The sequence below is a fragment of the Sodalis praecaptivus genome (genome assembly GCF_000517425.1).
GTDB classification, from domain to species: domain Bacteria; phylum Pseudomonadota; class Gammaproteobacteria; order Enterobacterales; family Enterobacteriaceae; genus Sodalis_A; species Sodalis_A praecaptivus.
In genome coordinates, this window is sequence record NZ_CP006569.1 from 2,148,241 (window position 1) to 2,164,755 (window position 16,515).

Annotated in this window: 17 protein-coding genes; 12 read left to right on the plus strand and 5 right to left on the minus strand. The window is 58.6% G+C overall.

The genetic code is table 11. From position 1 onward, the window contains the following. The first annotated feature begins 115 nt into the window (after positions 1 to 115). From pspA to tyrR, 7 genes are all read left to right on the plus strand, one after another. Positions 116 to 778, plus strand: coding sequence for a phage shock protein PspA (gene pspA, locus SANT_RS09580; protein ID WP_025422075.1), 663 nt, complete (start codon positions 116 to 118; stop codon positions 776 to 778). An 80-nt stretch (positions 779 to 858) separates the two neighbouring features. Then, positions 859 to 1,092: an envelope stress response membrane protein PspB gene (gene pspB, locus SANT_RS09585; RefSeq protein ID WP_025422076.1), complete on the plus strand. Its 234-nt coding sequence runs from the start codon at positions 859 to 861 to the stop codon at positions 1,090 to 1,092. A gap of 1 nt (position 1,093) precedes the next feature. Next, a complete protein-coding gene (gene pspC / locus SANT_RS09590; RefSeq protein ID WP_025422077.1) occupies positions 1,094 to 1,450 on the plus strand; it encodes an envelope stress response membrane protein PspC in 357 nt (118 codons plus the stop codon). After that, entirely contained in the window at positions 1,447 to 1,671 is a 225-nt protein-coding gene (locus SANT_RS09595) for a hypothetical protein (RefSeq protein ID WP_025422078.1), read from the plus strand. The genes pspC and SANT_RS09595 overlap by 4 nt, the downstream gene beginning before the upstream one ends. Positions 1,672 to 2,011: 340 nt before the next feature. After that, positions 2,012 to 3,409: a YcjX family protein gene (locus tag SANT_RS09600; protein WP_025422079.1), complete on the plus strand. Its 1,398-nt coding sequence runs from the start codon at positions 2,012 to 2,014 to the stop codon at positions 3,407 to 3,409. Continuing rightward, on the plus strand, positions 3,406 to 4,461 hold the full coding sequence (locus tag SANT_RS09605) for a YcjF family protein (RefSeq protein ID WP_025422080.1): 1,056 nt from the start codon (positions 3,406 to 3,408) through the stop codon (positions 4,459 to 4,461). Before SANT_RS09600 ends, SANT_RS09605 begins: the two co-directional genes overlap by 4 nt. A gap of 119 nt (positions 4,462 to 4,580) precedes the next feature. After that, positions 4,581 to 6,152, plus strand: a complete 1,572-nt coding sequence (tyrR, locus tag SANT_RS09610) for a transcriptional regulator TyrR (RefSeq protein ID WP_025422081.1) — start codon at positions 4,581 to 4,583, stop codon at positions 6,150 to 6,152. A 186-nt stretch (positions 6,153 to 6,338) separates the two neighbouring features. On the opposite strand, the gene tpx is transcribed toward tyrR, so the two are convergent. Then, positions 6,339 to 6,845, minus strand: coding sequence for a thiol peroxidase (gene tpx / locus SANT_RS09615; RefSeq protein WP_025422082.1), 507 nt, complete (start codon positions 6,843 to 6,845; stop codon positions 6,339 to 6,341). 149 nt (positions 6,846 to 6,994) lie between these two features. Here tpx and ycjG point away from each other — a divergent pair, with 149 nt between their 5' ends. Next, entirely contained in the window at positions 6,995 to 7,963 is a 969-nt protein-coding gene (gene ycjG / locus SANT_RS09620) for an L-Ala-D/L-Glu epimerase (RefSeq protein WP_025422083.1), read from the plus strand. A gap of 52 nt (positions 7,964 to 8,015) precedes the next feature. On the opposite strand, the gene mpaA is transcribed toward ycjG, so the two are convergent. Next, on the minus strand, positions 8,016 to 8,738 hold the full coding sequence (mpaA, locus tag SANT_RS09625) for a murein tripeptide amidase MpaA (RefSeq protein ID WP_025422084.1): 723 nt from the start codon (positions 8,736 to 8,738) through the stop codon (positions 8,016 to 8,018). 145 nt (positions 8,739 to 8,883) lie between these two features. Between mpaA and SANT_RS09630 the strand changes: the two genes are divergently transcribed. Continuing rightward, positions 8,884 to 10,500: a peptide ABC transporter substrate-binding protein gene (locus SANT_RS09630; RefSeq protein WP_025422085.1), complete on the plus strand. Its 1,617-nt coding sequence runs from the start codon at positions 8,884 to 8,886 to the stop codon at positions 10,498 to 10,500. A 308-nt stretch (positions 10,501 to 10,808) separates the two neighbouring features. Here the strand turns inward: SANT_RS09630 and SANT_RS09635 are convergent, their stop codons facing one another. Beyond that, positions 10,809 to 11,609 (minus strand): queuosine precursor transporter, encoded by an 801-nt coding sequence (locus tag SANT_RS09635; protein WP_025422086.1) that lies wholly within the window; start codon positions 11,607 to 11,609, stop codon positions 10,809 to 10,811. 13 nt (positions 11,610 to 11,622) lie between these two features. Then, entirely contained in the window at positions 11,623 to 12,198 is a 576-nt protein-coding gene (locus tag SANT_RS22915; protein WP_025422087.1) for a helix-turn-helix domain-containing protein, read from the minus strand. Between the two features lie 674 nt (positions 12,199 to 12,872). Here SANT_RS22915 and SANT_RS09645 point away from each other — a divergent pair. The 3 genes from SANT_RS09645 to SANT_RS24600 all read left to right on the plus strand — a co-directional run bounded on the left by SANT_RS09645 (position 12,873) and on the right by SANT_RS24600 (position 15,275). Then, on the plus strand, positions 12,873 to 13,610 hold the full coding sequence (locus tag SANT_RS09645) for a hypothetical protein (protein WP_025422088.1): 738 nt from the start codon (positions 12,873 to 12,875) through the stop codon (positions 13,608 to 13,610). Between the two features lie 61 nt (positions 13,611 to 13,671). Further along, positions 13,672 to 14,655 (plus strand): zinc transporter ZntB, encoded by a 984-nt coding sequence (gene zntB, locus SANT_RS09650; RefSeq protein ID WP_025422089.1) that lies wholly within the window; start codon positions 13,672 to 13,674, stop codon positions 14,653 to 14,655. Between the two features lie 473 nt (positions 14,656 to 15,128). After that, positions 15,129 to 15,275: a hypothetical protein gene (locus SANT_RS24600; protein ID WP_200867283.1), complete on the plus strand. Its 147-nt coding sequence runs from the start codon at positions 15,129 to 15,131 to the stop codon at positions 15,273 to 15,275. A gap of 190 nt (positions 15,276 to 15,465) precedes the next feature. On the opposite strand, the gene ttcA is transcribed toward SANT_RS24600, so the two are convergent. Next, the gene (gene ttcA, locus SANT_RS09655) at positions 15,466 to 16,413 is read right to left on the minus strand and encodes a tRNA 2-thiocytidine(32) synthetase TtcA (protein WP_038669507.1); all 948 of its coding nucleotides are present in this window, start codon (positions 16,411 to 16,413) and stop codon (positions 15,466 to 15,468) included. Positions 16,414 to 16,515 lie beyond the last annotated feature (102 nt).

The window sequence follows — 16,515 nt, forward strand, 5'->3', positions numbered from 1 at the left end:
GAGATCAAATTTAAAAAGCGATATATTTCATAAGGATAGTTAGGTTGTCAATATTGGCACGAATATTGTATTAAAGTGCGAGACGTTTATTTGCGACATGAAGAGGAAGTGAATTATGGGCATTTTTTCGCGCTTTACCGACATCGTCAACGCCAACATCAATGCACTGCTGGATAAGGCGGAAGACCCGGAAAAACTGGTGCGCCTGATGATTCAGGAGATGGAGGATACGCTGGTTGAGGTCCGTACCACCTCCGCGCAGGCGCTGGCGGAAAAGAAACAGCTGCTGCGCCGTATTGAACAGGCTGATAATCAACAGGCCGAGTGGCAAAGCAAAGCGGAACTGGCGCTGTCCAAAGATAAAGAAGATCTGGCGCGCGCCGCGCTGATGGAAAAACAGCGTTTGGTCAAACTCGCCGCGGCACTGCGTCAGGACGTGGCGGTGATCGAAGAGACGTTGGTGCGGATGAAGCACGAAATCGGCGAGTTGGAAAACAAACTGGCTGAAACCCGCGCCCGTCAGCAGGCGCTGACGCTGCGCCACCAGGCCGCCTCGTCGTCCCGTGATGTTCGGCGCCAGCTCGACAGCGGGAAACTGGATCAGGCCCTGGCGCGTTTTGAACAATTTGAACGCCGGATTGATCAAATGGAAGCGGAAGCGGAAAGCGTCGGGTTCGGCAAACAAAAATCGTTGGATCAGCAGTTCGCCGAATTGAAGGCCGACGATGAGATTAATGAGCAGTTGGCGGCGCTAAAGAACAAGCTGCACCAAGGCTGAATGCCGCGCCGCTTGGCAGCGGGCGCCCTGGCGCGCTCCGCCGCGGCGTTCGAGCTACAAAGACCACATAAGGAGAAATCATGGATGCCCTGTTAGTCGTGCTGACCATACCGCTGACTATATTTATTTTATTCGTCGCGCCTGTCTGGTTGTGGCTGCACTATAACAGCCGTCGTCAACAGGGAAGCCGCCTGAGCCAACAAGATGCGCAGCGGTTGGCGCAGCTTACCCGCGACGCCGAGCGCATGCAGGCCCGTATCCAAGCGCTGGAAGATATTCTGGACGCGGAACACCCCAATTGGAGGCAAGAATAAGATGACGGTAGATTTGAGCAAAAAGCTTTATCGACGCCCCGATGAGGGGATGATCCGCGGCGTTTGCGCCGGCATCGCCCACTATTTCGCCGTACCGACGCGGCTGGTGCGCGTTATTGTCGTGCTGTCGATGATTTTCGGCCTGTTTATGTTGACACTGTTGGCGTATGGGATTTTGGCGTTTTGGTTAGAGCCGGCACCGCCGTCAGCCTATCAGGGACAGGACGGCCTGGCCCCCGGCCAGCAGTTGGATCGGACGGATGACCTGCTGTCAGAGAGTGAACGGCAGTTACGCCGCGTGGAACGGTATGTCACGTCGCCGGCTTTCAGCCTGCGTAACCGGTTTCGTCAGCTATGATTGCGCTCGTCCGTTTTCTTCTGCTGGCGTTGTTGAGCCGTGTCCCCGCCGCCGTAAGCGCCCGGCTGCTGGCCCGTATATCCCGCCGCCCGCTGCGGCTGGCGCTGGGATGGTTGCTGCAGCCGCTATTAACCCTGGCGGCCGGCCATCTGGCACGCTATGTCACGCCGGCCGCCGCCGGTCGTGGTACCGCCTCGGGCAGGCCGTTTCGCCGCCGTTGAGCATCGAGCGTCGCCGAGCGCGGTGACGCGGCTTGCGCCGGTCTCCCTAAAGCGCACCGTCCCTCCCTCCCACTGTCTTATCGATGCTACTGGCGCAGGCGGCTGAGCCCTGAGGGAGACGCCACGCCTGGCGGACAGGCTGGCGCTGCACGCTGGCGTTCCCTGCAAAGCGGGGAGGGATGCGCTAAGCGGAAGCGGGCGCGCGTTGGGGCTAGCCTCGGCGCCGCGGGTTTCAAGGCGCGCAACGGCGGGCAAAAAAAGCGAACGGCATTGCGGTTTCCGCTACAATAGCCGCACGCCGTGACGTGACGAAACAGCGAAGAGCAAAGGGAAACCGCCGATGAAAAGACTGCAAACCGAATTGAATGCGCTGGTGAATCGCGGGCTTGACCGGCACCTGCGGCTGGCGGTGACCGGCCTGAGCCGTAGCGGTAAGACCGCGTTTATTACTTCCCTCGTCAATCAGCTGCTTATGGCTAATCATGGCGCACGCCTGCCGTTATTTGATGTGGCCCGCGAAGGCCGGCTGCTGGGCGTGCGGCGGGTGCCGCAGCGTAACCTGGGGTTGTCACGTTTTACTTACGATGAAGGTATGGCGGCGCTCAGCGGTTCGCCCCCCGCCTGGCCGGTACCGACCCGCGGCGTCAGCGAAATGCGTCTGGCGCTGCGCTACCGGTCACGGGATGCGTTGTGGCGCCACATCAAAGAGGCCGGCACGCTGTATCTGGAAATCGTCGATTATCCCGGAGAATGGCTGCTGGATTTGCCCATGCTGGAGCAAGAGTATCTCACCTGGTCGCGGCAAATGCTGGGGCTGCTGCACGGGGAGCGGGCGACGTGGGCCGCGCCCTGGCTTTCGCGCTGCGCCGAGTTGGACCCTTTGGCGCCGGCGGACGAGCGGGCGCTGGCGGCGATTGCCCAGTCCTATACCGACTATTTATTGCAGGCCAAAGCCGCCGGGCTGCATTTCATCCAGCCGGGACGGTTTGTGCTGCCGGGCGACATGGCCGGCGCGCCGGCGCTGCAATTTTTCCCCTGGCCGCGGTTGGACGACGGCGATGAGGGACGGCTGGCGCGGGCGGATAAACGCAGCAACATCGGGATGTTGCGCGAACGCTACCGCTACTATTGCCAGCAGGTCGTAAAAGGCTTCTACAAACAGCATTTCAGCGGTTTCGACCGACAGATTGTCCTGGTGGACTGTTTAGCGGCGCTCAACCGGGGGCCCGATGCCTTTAACGACATGCGCCTGGCGCTGACGCAATTGATGCGCAGTTTTCATTACGGCAAGCGCAGCCTGTATCGCCGGCTGTTTTCCCCCTGTATCGATAAATTGATGTTTGCCGCGAGCAAAGCGGATCATGTGACCGCCGATCAGCACGCCAATTTGGTCTCGCTGTTGCAGCAGTTGGTGAAAGACGCCTGGCAAAATGCCGCTTTTGAAGGCATCAGTATGGATTGCGCCGGGGTGGCGGCGATTCAGTCCACGCTTAATGGCGCGGTGATGCATCAGGGACAAAGCCTGCCGGCGCTCAAAGGCGATCGGCTGCAGGACGGAGCGCCGCTCACGTTTTATCCGGGAGAAGTGCCGGCACGCTTACCGGGACCGGCCTTTTGGCAACACCAGCAGTTTCAGTTCGAGGCCTTCCGTCCGCAGGCGCGTGAGAGCGACGCCCCGTTACCGCATATTCGCATGGATGCCGTCATGGCGTTTTTGCTGGGGGATAAATTACGATGACCGATCCTATCCGACCGCGTATTGATTTTGATTCGCCGCTGAACGAGCCTGAGGCGCCGCGCCTGCGCGCCGCCAGGCACTTTACTCACGCCGACAGCGAGGGGTTTGTGCCCCATCCTTCGGCGGTAGCGGAAGACGAGACCGGCAAGCCGGAGGCGCTCCTTACCCACGCGTTGACGCCAAAACGCAGCCTGTGGCGGCGGATGGTGGTAGCGGGTGTAGGCCTATTGGCGCTCAGCAGCGTCGCGCAGGGCATCGGCGCTTTCGTAAACGCCTGGCAGCAGCAGCAGTGGTTCAGCCTGGGGGCGCTCACCGCCGCTGGCATCATCGTGCTGGCGGCCCTTGGCGCGATTTACGGCGAATGGCGCAGGCTTTACCGCCTGCGCGAAAGGGTGACGCTACGCGATCATGCGGCGGACCTGCTAAAAAGCCATGCGTTAGGCGAGGGGCGCGCCTTTTGCCAGCGGCTTGCCGCCCAGGCGGGCATCGGCGCCGATCATCCCGCGCTGCAACGCTGGCAGGCCGCGCTGCACGATAGCCAGAGCGATCGGGAAGTGGTGGCGCTTTACGCCAGAGTGGTCCAGCCGGTCATTGATCGCCAGGTGCGGCTCACCATCAGCCGATTTGCGGCAGAATCGACGCTGCTGGTCGCCGTTAGCCCGCTGGCGCTGGTGGACATGAGCTTTATCGCTTGGCGTAATTTCCGCTTGGTGAACCGTATCGCCGCGCTTTACGGTATTGAGTTGGGCTATTTCAGCCGCATCCGGCTGTTCCGGCTGGTGCTGGTGAATATCGCTTTTGCCGGTATCAGCGAATGGGTACGGGAAATCGGTATGGACTCGGTATCCCAAGATCTCACGGCCCGGCTCTCTGCCCGCGCCGCGCAGGGAATGGGGGCTGGGTTGCTGACGGCCCGGCTGGGGCTGAAGGCAATGGAACTGTGCCGGCCGCTACCGTGGTTGCCCGGTGAAAAACCGCGCCTCGGCGAGTTCCGCCGCGAATTGCTGGGCCAGTTAAAATCCGCGTTGGACAAGCGTTCCTCCGCCGGCTGACCGATAAATGGATGGTTTAGTGTCCAGGCTGTCAACTTTTGCTGACAGACAGCTTCAACCGCGGCGCAATGGCCAGTATGATATCCCCCAAACACCTGATCGCTTGAGCGAGGCAATACATGCGTTTAGAAGTAGCTTGTCAGGACCGTTTGGGCCTGGTGCGGGAAATATTGGATTTACTGGTGTCGCGTACGATCAATTTGCGCGGCATCGAGGTCGTCGCCACCGGGCGCGTTTATCTTAATTTTACGCAGTTGGAATTCGATGTATTCCGCTCATTGATGGCGGAGATTCGCCGGATAGATGGCGTGACCGATGTGCGTACCGTCGCTTTTATGCCCACCGAACGCGACTCGCGCGCGATGCAGGCCATTCTTGCCGCCATGCCGGAAGCCGTATTGTCTATCGATCTCAAAGGTCGGGTCGCACTGTCCAACCCGGCGGCGGCGCTGTTGTTCAATCTCAGCGAAGAGAAACTCGCCGGCCAGTCCGTATCCTCGCTGGTGGGCGGTTTTGATTTCAATCGGTGGCTGGAGGATGCCCTGCCTCAGCCGGCCGCCGAACGGGTCGTGATTGCCGGTCAGGATTTCCTGCTGGATATCACCCCCGTGCAATTGCCGGGGGACGACGGCAATATCGCCACCGTCGGCGGTGTGGTCATGTTGAAATCGGCGCTGCGCATGGACCGGCAATTAAAAGACCATTCCGTTCACGACGACAGCGCGTTCAGTCATCTGCTGGCCAGCAGCGAGCGTATGCGCCAGGTTATCAATCACGCCCGAAAGTTGGCGATGCTGGACGCGCCGCTGCTGATCATGGGCGAAACCGGTACCGGTAAAGATGTGTTAGCGCACGCCTGCCATCTGCGCAGCGCCCGTGGCCGTAAGCCCTTTTTGGCGCTCAATTGTGCCGCCTTGCCCGACGAAGTGGCCGAAAGCGAGCTTTTTGGCCATGCCGCCGGCGCTTATCCCAACGCGCTCGAAAGTAAAAGAGGCTTTTTTGAACAGGCGGACGGCGGCTCGGTTCTATTGGATGAGATAGCGGAAATGTCGCCGCGCATGCAAAATAAGTTATTGCGCTTTCTCAATGACGGCACCTTCCGGCGCGTGGGGGAAGACAAGGAAATGCATGTGGATGTGCGGGTCATTTGCGCCACGCAGAAAAATCTGCTGGAGCTGGTACGGGACGGCCATTTCCGCGAAGACTTGTATTATCGCCTGAATGTGCTCACCTTGACTATCCCGCCGTTGCGCGAGCGCCCCGAAGATATCATGCCGCTGGCATCGATGTTCGTCGCCCGTTTCTGCGACGAACAAGGGGTGGCGCGGCCGCGTCTGGCGCCGGATCTGGCCGCCACGTTGACGCTTTATCCCTGGCCGGGCAACGTGCGACAGTTGAAAAATGCGCTGTATCGCGCCATGGCGCAGCGGGAAGGGACGACATTATGCGCCGAGGATATTGACCTGCCCGACTTAAGCCAGGCGCTGCCGTTGACGGACGATCTCTTGGACGGGTCGCTGGATGACATCAGCAAACGGTTCGAGCGTTCCGTGTTGACGCGCCTCTATGGTGCCTATCCCAGTACCCGCAAACTGGCGAAACGGCTGGGGGTATCCCATACCGCCATTGCCAATAAATTACGGGAATATGGTTTGAGCGGCAAGAAAACGGATGAGGATCCCGCGGTCTAGCCCGGCGGATGCCCCCATAACGCGTTCATTTCAGCGGAGCGCCGGCCAAGCGGCTCTGTCCAGCGGGGCGCGTGACGAGCCGGCGACGTCAGCGCGGCGCTAGCCGGGGTCGGTTAGCCCGAGGGCGGCAAGCCGGCGCGGATCGGCCAAAGTGTCCACCGTCTATCCTGCGCTCGCCGCGCTCGCTCAGGCGTGCAGCGCGGCGAGCGCCGCATCGTAATCCGGTTCTGTGGCAATTTCGCCGACCAGTTGGCTGTAAATAACGCTGTCGTGTTCGTCCAATACCACCACCGCGCGCGCCGCCAAACCTTTCATCGGTCCATCGTCAATCGCTACACCATAATGCTGGCGGAATGCCGGGTCGCGCAGAGTAGACAGGGCGATGACCCGCTCCAGCCCCTCGGCGCCGCAAAATCGTTTCTGAGCAAACGGCAGGTCGGCGGAGATGCAGAGTACCAGCGTATTGTCGAGCGATCCCGCCAATTGATTGAACTTACGGACCGACGTTGCGCAGGTGCCGGTGTCCACGCTCGGGAAGATATTAAGCACCTTGCGTTTTCCGGTGTAACTTTTCAAGGTCACATCGGACAAATCGGTGGCGACCAGTAAAAAATCCGGCGCTTTGGCACCCGGCGCCAAAAACGTACCGGCTACGGTCACCGGCTGGCCTTTCAAAGTAATAGTCTGTGACATGAATCGCATCCTTTTGGGTGATAGTGTACAAGTCATTAACAGAATAAGCCTAATTGCGTTGAATTACGAAATTTCTTCTTACCCCTGCCGGTAGGCGGTGTTTTGCCGCTATACTTTTGATTTGCCGCTAATTGATCCGAGGATGCCCGATGAGAGTAATGCGTTTTTATCCGCAGGCCTGGCCGTTGCGAACGCCGTTCGTCATCGCGCGCGGTGAGCGTACCGAAGCCCGGGTGGTGGTGGTGGACATCGAGCAAGATGGGCTGCATGGTATCGGCGAATGTACGCCCTATCCCCGTTACGGCGAAACCGAGGCCTCGGTTATCGGGCAAATCAACAGCGTCCTGCACGGCATCGAACAGGGCATCAGCCGAGACGTCTTGCTGCAATTGCTGCCCGCCGGCGCCGCGCGCAATGCCATCGATAGCGCGCTGTGGGATTTGGAGCGCCAGGCGGCCGGCCAAACGCTGGCGGACTATGCCGGTGTCGCGCTGCCGACGCGGATCGTCACGGCGCAGACCCTGAGTATTGATGAGCCGCAGACGATGGCGGAGGCCGCGCGGCGCTGCTGGGACCAAGGTGCCCGGTTGCTGAAAGTTAAACTGGACGACCACCTGTTAACCGAGCGCGTGGTTGCCATCCGTGCGGCGGTGCCGCAAGCCACCCTGATTGTGGACGCCAACGAGTCGTGGCAACCGGAGGGCTTGGCGACGCGTTGTCAGTTGCTCGCCGATTTAGGGGTGGCGATGCTGGAGCAACCGCTGCCGGCGGAGCACGACGCGGCGTTGCAGCATTTTATCCACCCGTTGCCGATTTGCGCGGATGAAAGTTGTCATACCCGTGACCAATTGGCGACGCTACAGGGCAGTTATGAAATGATCAATATCAAGCTGGATAAAACCGGCGGGCTGACCGAGGCGCTACTGTTGGCGCAACAGGCGCGCGCGAAGGGCTTCGCTATCATGCTGGGCTGCATGCTTTGTACCTCGCGCGCGGTGGCGGCAGCGCTGCCGCTGACGCCGCAGGCGAGCTTTATTGATCTCGATGGTCCCACCTGGCTGGCGATGGACGCTGAACCGGCGTTGTCCTTCCAGTGCGGGTCGATAACGCTCGGCTGAGCGCTTGGCAGGCGGTGCGCTTAGACAGGGGGCGGGGGAGCGCCGACTGCCCTCAGCTGCGCGTTGCGCCGTCGGTGTCCGTTAATAACGCTATCATCGCTTCAAGATAATCGTGGGTGGCGGCATCGGCTGAAATGGCCGGCAATTCCACGGTAATGCACGGCAGCCCGCGGTCGGCGCACCAACTGCCGAACGATCCCGGCGTGGCATACCCCACGCTCTCTACCAGCGGTAGGCGGAATGTCTGCGCCAGACGCTGCGCCAGCGGCGATGGCGGCGCCTGCTCGATGCAGGCCAGCGGTTCATGGAAGCTGACGACCCAGGCGGGCCGCAGATCGTCAATCAACCGGCATAATGCTTGCGTTTCCGGTTCGGAACCCGCCTGGTCGCCGGTGGCAAGCGCAACATCCCGGGCCTGCGTTGCGCTGGTCCAGCGATACACCGTTTCACCGCTCTGCCAGTTCGCCGCCGGGAAGTTGCGGTTGAGATCCACACCCCGGGCGTTGGCGCGCAGCCCGAACCGGCAGCCGTCGGGGTTGACCGCCAGCACTAGCGCATGACGCAGCGCCTCCGGGCCAAGCGTGCGCAGGGCACAGGAGAGCGCGATGACGCTTGCGGTCTCATCGCCGTGGGTGCCGGCGATAATCAGCCCATGACCTGCCGCCCCCCGGCTGGCGGGATGATAAAGCAGCGGCGCGCCCAGCACTGAGGTACCATAGGATGTTCCCAACGATGGCAAGGCGCCGCGCTGGGATCGGGGCCGAAAGGGTTGCATACTGTTTCCCGCCAGAAAATAATCAGTTACATTAACAGTGATTACTTTACCGAAAAATTTCCCGCAGTGTTAGTTTCCGCAGAGTATTTTGCCAGAACGCCGACGGGGTAAGCCCGATATCGGCCATAACGCTAAGGAACAGTCTATGCCGCGTTTCCCGTTTGCCATTTGCGCCCTCATGCTCGCCGCCGTCTGCGGCAACCTGCACGCCGCCACGGTCCCTCCCGGTACCGCGCTGGCGGATAAACAACAGGTGGTACGCCACATCAAAGACGAGCCCTCCTCACTCGATCCTATTAAAGCCGTCGGGCTGGTAGAGGCTCAGGTTGACCGGGATTTGTTTGAAGGGCTGGTCAATCAGGATCCCGCCGGCAAGGCTATTCCCGGCGTGGCACTGCGCTGGCAGACCAGCGATAACCAAAACTATGTGTTTCATCTGCGTCGCGACGCGCGCTGGTCGAACGGCCAGCCGGTGACGGCGCAGGACTTTGTCTACAGCTGGCGTCGATTGGTTGATCCCGCCAACCATTCTACTTTTTCCTGGTTTGCCGAACTCGCGGGCCTGAAAAACGCCAGCGAGATTATCGCCGGCAAGCTGCCCGCTGAACAATTGGGCGTCAGCGCGCCGGACGACTACACGCTGAAGGTGACGCTCGATAAGCCGGTGCCGTATTTCGTCAGCCTGACCGCCAATTTCAGCCTGTTTCCGGTGAATCGCGCCACGGTGGAGCGTTACGGCCAGGAGTGGACGCGCGTCGGCCATTTGGTGGGCAACGGCGCGTTTCAGCTCAGCGAGCGCGTGGTGAATGAAAAACTGGTCCTGACGCCCAATCCTTACTATTGGGATCATCAACATACCGTGCTGACCCAGGTGACCTTTGTCCCCATTAGCGCCGAATCGGCCGCGCTTAATCGCTATATGGCCAACGATATCGACATTACCGAGTCGTTTCCCAAGGATCGTTACCGGCAACTGCTGCAACACATCCCCGATCAGGTTTACACGCCGGATCAGCTCGGTACCTATTATTATGCCTTCAACACTCGGCGCGGCCCCACGCAGGACGTGCGGGTGCGGAAAGCGCTGTCTTATGCCATCGACCGGCGCATTATCGCCGGTAAAGTGGTGGGATCCGGCGAGAAGCCGGCCTGGCATTTTACCCCAGACGTAACGGTAGGCTTTACGCCGGCGGCCAGCTACTTGCAGCAGCACAGCCAGCAGGAGCTAGACGCCCAGGCGCAGGCCCTGATGCAGGCAGCCGGTTACGGGCCGAATAAGCCGCTGACGCTTACCCTGTTGTATAACACCTCGGAAAGTAACCAGAAGATTGCCATTGCGGTGGCGTCGATGTGGAAAAAAACGCTGGGCGTGAATGTCAAATTGGTCAATCAAGAATGGAAAACCTATATTGATAGCCGCAACACCGGCAACTTTGATGTGGTGCGCGCTTCGTGGATTGGCGATTACAATGAGCCCTCGACCTTCTTATCGTTGTTGACCTCCACCCACAGCGGCAATATCGCCAAATTCAGCGATCCCGCCTACGATCAGCTATTGCAACAGGCCAGCCGGGAAACACATCCGCAGCGGCTGAGCGAGGATTATAACAAAGCGGAGGCCATCATTGCCGATGAGGCGCCTATTGCGCCCCTCTATCAATTCACCAATGGCCGGTTGATCAAGCCTTGGCTGAAAGGGTATCCCATTAACAACCCGGAAGACGTGGCCTACAGTCAGACGCTGTATGTGTTGAAACATTAAGCGGCCCGTTGCCGCCGGCTGGCCGCGCGCGCGGCGTGGGTGGCAGCCTGCGCGCCGCGCGCGAAGCTATCCCATCAACCGGCCGCGAGCCGCAGCCTCTGCGCGGCATGCTGTTGCCGCGGTGGCTGTCTCTCGTGGCTCCTATCGGCTGACGCGGTGGGCGATGTGTTCAGCGGTATTCAGCCATCATTTTGCGCGTGAATTCCGTATCAATTACCCTATCTGTCGCCGAGCGCGGCTGATAATGTGGGCTGGCCACAGGTGGAGAGGGGGCGTCATGCGTCCTTTCAGGCTGGCTGCGGCCATGGCTATTTGAACAGTTCGCGACGGATGCCTGAGACAAGGATGAACGTAATGGGAATGCAGACCAGCAGCGAATAGACCACTTTGAACAGGTAGTTTGAAAGGACGTAGTGCAGCATATCCCCCAGGGGCATGCGGGTGGTAAAGAACATCAGGATCCAAATCAGCGAGTAGAGAAACTGCCCGATGAGCGTGGAGACCAGGCAGCGGAACACCAGATAATGGCCGTTGCACAGCTCTTTAAAGCGCGAATAGATATAGTTGTTAGCATTATCCGCCGTCAGCAGGCAGATGAAATTGATAAAAAACAGCCAGGGCAGCGGGCTGAACGTCGCTTGATAATGCTTTGTCTGCTCGGGGTTTTCCCCCGGCAATTGCAGGCTAAGCCAAATCCCTCCCGCGGCCAGCAGTAGCGCGCATGCGCAAATCAGTACCGTGTTGCGTGCATGTTTGCGGCCGAAGATTTCGTTGATGGTATCCAAAAAGGCGAAGGAGAGGGGAAAGATCAGAATGCCGCCGGGCTGTAGCCCGCTAAACACCGAAATGGTATTGGGCGAAAGGGGAATGGCGATAAGCAGCGACGATACGAACAGCGTAAGCAGCACGATGAAAATGGTGAACTCTTTGTAGCGGTTTAAATCCAGCGGGCTCAAGGAGCAGGAGACGAGAATAGTATGGCGATCGTGGGCGGAAAAAAAATCGATGAGATGATTTCTGACCAGGCTGTCGGCACTATCGCGAAATATATGGCCTCCTTTTTTTACCCGGTAACTAATATTATTGTTAGTTATTTTTTCTAAAATCATTTCGCCCACTCCTTTATTCAATATAATCAAAAAAAGCCACAATTCTACCCAGAACCGCACAATTGTTCATATCCGGCGGTTGGGGCGTATGATGAATCCAGCGAATGGAGGTAATATCATCAATACGCATTGAGAGAGTTAGCGCACCGCCGCAGCGCAACAAAAAGAGTCCGCTGCCTTTGAGTTTTTCATTAATCACGGCTAAGGTTGAATTCGCAAATATTTCGTTTGGCGGTATTTGCACCCCATAAAGACCGTCGGAATGGGGCAGCAGCGCTATCTCCGGCAATTGAATGATTTTTATATAACGTTTTTTCTGATCATTGTGTACAAATTTATACAACGGCACTTCAACCAAATGCTTATTATCATCAAGATTGGGGTCGCCGTAGCCGTTAAGCAGCCACTCCGGCCGCACCCGCAGCGCTTCTGCAATGCTAATGAGATGCTTGTGGGGGCGAGCAATATAGCCGGATAATAAATTAGACATATAACCATTAGATACGCCGATTATTCGTGCCAGTTCGGCGGCGTTAAATCCGCGGGCAAAAAGGGCTTCTTTTAAACGTTCATTAAATTGTTCCGTCATAAATGGGACCACCGATTAAACAGTTTCTAGTAATAATGTTATTAGGCGAAGAGATTATCCCTTGCCATACCCTTGACAGTTTCAAAAAGTTTCATTAATTTCATCGGGCTTTATCGTTTCAATGGCTATATTGCTGTCGTAAACGATAACATTCAGGTGCGAGTAATTAAATAAATAAAATTACATAAATACTAATTTACATATTTAATAATAAGGGTTAATTGAGCTCGAGGCGATAGTCAATCACCGTGATTATTCTATTAAACGAGCGACGACTTTCAATCAATTATTTTAACTGTGCCGTCCGGTGCGCCCACCAGCGTGGCGGAAACGCATTTTACCCGCGCGACGCGGTGCCCCGCTGCCCGCTCGCGCTCCGGCCTGTTATTACGGTCCCATTGTGACATTTCAGGAGTAAGCTGCCATGGCGATTGCAACCGATTTTGACTATGTTAGCCGCTGTACTTTTTGGTCAGTCCACTTGCGCGCTGGCGAGGGTAACATCCTGCCTCTGGCGACGCTGGCGCATGCACGGCGCAGGACACGGCGCCGATCCGGGTCGCCGCCGGCAGGCGAGCGTTTGCCGCTACGCCGCCGCTTTGCGCGGACATATGGGCCCCTGGGGATAAACGGACCGCTGGACGTGCGGCAGCGTAAGCGCGGGGAGGTTTGCGATGGATAAGCGATTACCGGCGCTGATTGACCTGATGGGCGCCAGGAAAGTGCGCTTCTTTTTCACCCCCGACGGGATTTTAGTGGTGAGAGGCCACCTGGATTTGCGCGGCAGCGGGATCTCCCTGCTGCCGGATCGTCTGGTGGTCGCCGGCTCTTTGCTGCTGACCGGCTGTCCACTTGGGGAACTGCCCGCCATGCTCAGCGTGGGGGAGGTGCTGGATTTAAAAGATACCTCGATAACGGCATTGCCGCCGGGGTTGACCGTCGGGGGGCCGTTGTTTCTCGAAAATACGCCGCTGCGCGAGCTAGCGGCCCACAGCCATTTCGAGGATTCCCTTGATTTGGAAAGTACGCCGCTGTCCACGCTGCCCGTCGGGCTAAAGGTCAACGGTTATCTCAATATTCGCGGTACCGCGATAACCCACCTGCCGCCGGATTTACAGTTAAGCGGCCCGCTGCTGCTGGATGCGCAGCGTATTCGCAGCCCGCTGGCCTGGCGCCGCGTGACGCTGCCGGCGTGCCAGCCGGGGGAGGGTGAAGAGTGGTGCGCGGCGGGAGAGGAGGTCCAACTGATCATTTTCGCCGTGCGTTTGGCCGGCGAGATCAAAATTTCCGCCGGCGGTTTTTACGGCAGTCCGGCGGCGCTGGCCCGCAGCGGTATCGGCGCGCCGCTGCTGCCGGCGGCGCAGGACTGTCTGCGTGAGTTGACGGGGCGAGAGGCCACGGCATCCTCCTGATCGCACCCCGGTGAAAACGGTTATACTGGTGCCTACTCATGGTTAACAAAGGTGCTGGATGTTGGATCTGTTAGAGGGGAACACGCTTAATTTTTCTGAAATCGTTTACGCCGGGCAGCTTGACGGTCAGGGTGGGGTGATCCCGATTGAGGATCGCGCGATCGCGGAGTGCGGCGGGACCTGCTGGCTGCATTTGGACGTGGAGCACCAGGGCAGCGCCGAGTGGCTCAGCCGTTCGCCCCTGATCCCCGATCCCGTGCGCGAAGCCCTGGCCGGCAACAGCACCCGTCCGCGCGTTACCCGCCTGGGTGAAGGCGCGCTGGTGGTGCTGCGCAGCATCAATTTCGCCAACGATTCCCACGCCGACGAGCTGATTGTGCTGCGCATCTATATCACCGGCCGGTTGATAGTCACCACGCGCCGCCAGCCGATTCAGGCGGTGGAGGAGATACTCGACGATTTGCAGAAAAAGCAGGGGCCGGAGGATAGCGGCAGCTGGCTGGTGGCGATGAGCGACGCGCTTACCGACCATACCAGCGAATTCATCGAAGATCTGCATGACAAGATTATCGCCCTGGAGAACGATCTGCTGGATCAGCAGATTCCGCCCCGCGGCCAGCTATCCCATTTACGTAAGCAGCTTATTGTCCTACGGCGTTATATGACGCCGCAGCGCGACGTGTTTTCGCGTTTGGCCAGCGAGCATCTCCCCTGGATGACGGACGATGATCGCCGGCGCATGCAGGACATTGCCGATCGTTTGGGGCGCGGGCTGGACGACATCGACGGCGCCATCGCCCGCACGGCGGTGGTCGCCGATGAGATCAATTCGCTGATGGCGGAAGCCATTAATCGACGCAGCTATACCATGTCGCTTATGGCAATGATATTTTTACCGACCACGTTTCTGACCGGCCTGTTCGGCGTGAATTTAGGCGGCATTCCGGGCAATAGCGAACGCTACGGCTTTGCGCTGTTTTGCCTGGTGTTAGTGATAGTGATCGCCGGCGTTGCGTGGTGGTTAAAACAGCGTAGATGGTTGTAACCGCGGGGGCGCCGCAGGCGGAAGCTGCGTCTTTTTGGCCCTAAAATTGAGCAATATCAATAATAGTGGCCGCAATATGAGGCATGATCACTTTCGCAGGTGAATGCAACGTCAAGCGATGGGCGTTGCGCTCCATATTGTCTTACTTCCTTTTTTGAATTATTGCATAGCATATTTAATTCAGATGATGCCGGGTGAATAGCCCGGCATTTTTTTTATCCCTGCTGCCCGCCCATGAGAGCCAAAGGCGATAATGGCGACCGGTGCGGCCAAACCCCGCTTGTTGTGACGCGTAATGCTTACTACGCTTTAACAAAGCACGCCGTGAAGGCCATGGCGGCAGGCCGGTGCACAGCGGCCATAAGCGCCACGCCACGCGTGATGGCGTGTCAACCCGGTGACGCCTATCAGAGAGGGGAAGCATTATGATGACCGAGTCTCACGCTGCTTGCAGCGCAGCAGTCCGCTACCGAATGAGCATTCCGACCGATCCGATACCCAACGATCCAATTCCCACCGATCCGCCGCCGATCCCGACGCCTATCCCCGAACCGCCGCTGGAGCCGCCCTATAATCCCGATCCGCACCCGATTAATGATCCGCCGCCGCATCTGCTATAAAGCCGTCAGCGAGGGTAAAGCGCGGTGAAAATCGCGCCGTACCGCGTGAGGCACGGCTAAGCGAGACCGGGTAGGGTGTGCGTTGGCATAGGGGGCTGTCAGCCTGCGCGGCGTTGAGAATTGGGCTGCAGGCGATTTATCCGGCTTCGCCAGCGCCGCGCGCGCGTTCACCGCGAAAGCGCCGGGCCCGTTAGCGCAGCTCCACGATGTCCAGTCGGCCGTCAGGAACCGGCGGCGTGTCGTCCTCCAGCAGGTCTTGCCAGCCCGCGGGCTGTAGGGGAAAGGTTTCGCGATCGAAGGCGATATCGCCGCCACCCGCCACGGGGCTGCCCTGCGTCAGGCCCTTAAAATCGAATAGTTGCGTGTCGCTAAGATGTGACGGCACCACGTTTTGCATGGCGCGGAACAGCGTCTCGCTCCGCCCCGGGTAGCGTTTGTCCCAGTCGCGCAACATATCGCCGATGACCTGGCGTTGGAGATTGGGCTGCGAACCGCACAGGTTGCAGGGAATAATCGGAAATTGGCGCGCCTGCGCGAAGCGGGCAATGTCTTTTTCGCGGCAGTAGGCCAGGGGCCGGATGACGATATGCTTGCCGTCGTCGCTCATAAGCTTGGGCGGCATCCCTTTGAGTTTGCCGCCGTAAAACATATTTAGAAACAGGGTTTGCAGAATATCGTCGCGATGGTGGCCGAGCGCGATGCGCGTCGCACCCAATTCCGTGGCGGTGCGGTAAAGAATGCCCCGGCGCAGGCGTGAGCAGAGCGAGCAGGTGGTTTTACCCTCGGGGATTTTGTCCTTGACGATACGGTAGGTATCTTCGGTAACGATATGATATTCGACGCCCTGTGACGCGAGATACTCGGGCAGCACATGCGCCGGAAAGCCGGGCTGTTTCTGGTCCAGATTGACGGCAACCAGGGAAAAATTGACCGGCGCGCTTTGCTGCAAATTGCGCAGGATTTCGAGCAGGGTGTAGCTGTCCTTGCCGCCGGACAGGCAGACCATGATGCGATCCCCTTCCTCAATCATGGCGTAATCGGCAATCGCCTGGCCTACGTGGCGCCGCAGGCGTTTTTGAAGTTTATTAATGTTGTATTGCTGCTTTTGCATGACCACGGCGTTCTCTGCCTTCCTCATAACGTGATGACGTTGCGCGCGCCAGAGGTTTTCCCGGGGCGGCATTACCGACGTATGGTACGGATTGTACGCGATAATGCCAGCATCGACAGACAAAAAATG

Coding starts and splice junctions, on each gene's coding strand:
- SANT_RS09595 (WP_025422078.1), top strand. CDS start 1,447: ATGATTGCGCTCGTCCGTTTTCTTCTGCTGGCGTTGTTGAGCCGTGTC.
- SANT_RS09605 (WP_025422080.1), top strand. CDS start 3,406: ATGACCGATCCTATCCGACCGCGTATTGATTTTGATTCGCCGCTGAAC.
- ttcA (WP_038669507.1), bottom strand. CDS start 16,413: ATGAGGAAGGCAGAGAACGCCGTGGTCATGCAAAAGCAGCAATACAAC.
- SANT_RS24600 (WP_200867283.1), top strand. CDS start 15,129: ATGAGCATTCCGACCGATCCGATACCCAACGATCCAATTCCCACCGAT.
- SANT_RS09630 (WP_025422085.1), top strand. CDS start 8,884: ATGCCGCGTTTCCCGTTTGCCATTTGCGCCCTCATGCTCGCCGCCGTC.
- SANT_RS09645 (WP_025422088.1), top strand. CDS start 12,873: ATGGATAAGCGATTACCGGCGCTGATTGACCTGATGGGCGCCAGGAAA.
- tyrR (WP_025422081.1), top strand. CDS start 4,581: ATGCGTTTAGAAGTAGCTTGTCAGGACCGTTTGGGCCTGGTGCGGGAA.
- ycjG (WP_025422083.1), top strand. CDS start 6,995: ATGAGAGTAATGCGTTTTTATCCGCAGGCCTGGCCGTTGCGAACGCCG.
- pspB (WP_025422076.1), top strand. CDS start 859: ATGGATGCCCTGTTAGTCGTGCTGACCATACCGCTGACTATATTTATT.
- tpx (WP_025422082.1), bottom strand. CDS start 6,845: ATGTCACAGACTATTACTTTGAAAGGCCAGCCGGTGACCGTAGCCGGT.
- mpaA (WP_025422084.1), bottom strand. CDS start 8,738: ATGCAACCCTTTCGGCCCCGATCCCAGCGCGGCGCCTTGCCATCGTTG.
- pspA (WP_025422075.1), top strand. CDS start 116: ATGGGCATTTTTTCGCGCTTTACCGACATCGTCAACGCCAACATCAAT.
- SANT_RS09600 (WP_025422079.1), top strand. CDS start 2,012: ATGAAAAGACTGCAAACCGAATTGAATGCGCTGGTGAATCGCGGGCTT.
- SANT_RS22915 (WP_025422087.1), bottom strand. CDS start 12,198: ATGACGGAACAATTTAATGAACGTTTAAAAGAAGCCCTTTTTGCCCGC.
- SANT_RS09635 (WP_025422086.1), bottom strand. CDS start 11,609: ATGATTTTAGAAAAAATAACTAACAATAATATTAGTTACCGGGTAAAA.
- pspC (WP_025422077.1), top strand. CDS start 1,094: ATGACGGTAGATTTGAGCAAAAAGCTTTATCGACGCCCCGATGAGGGG.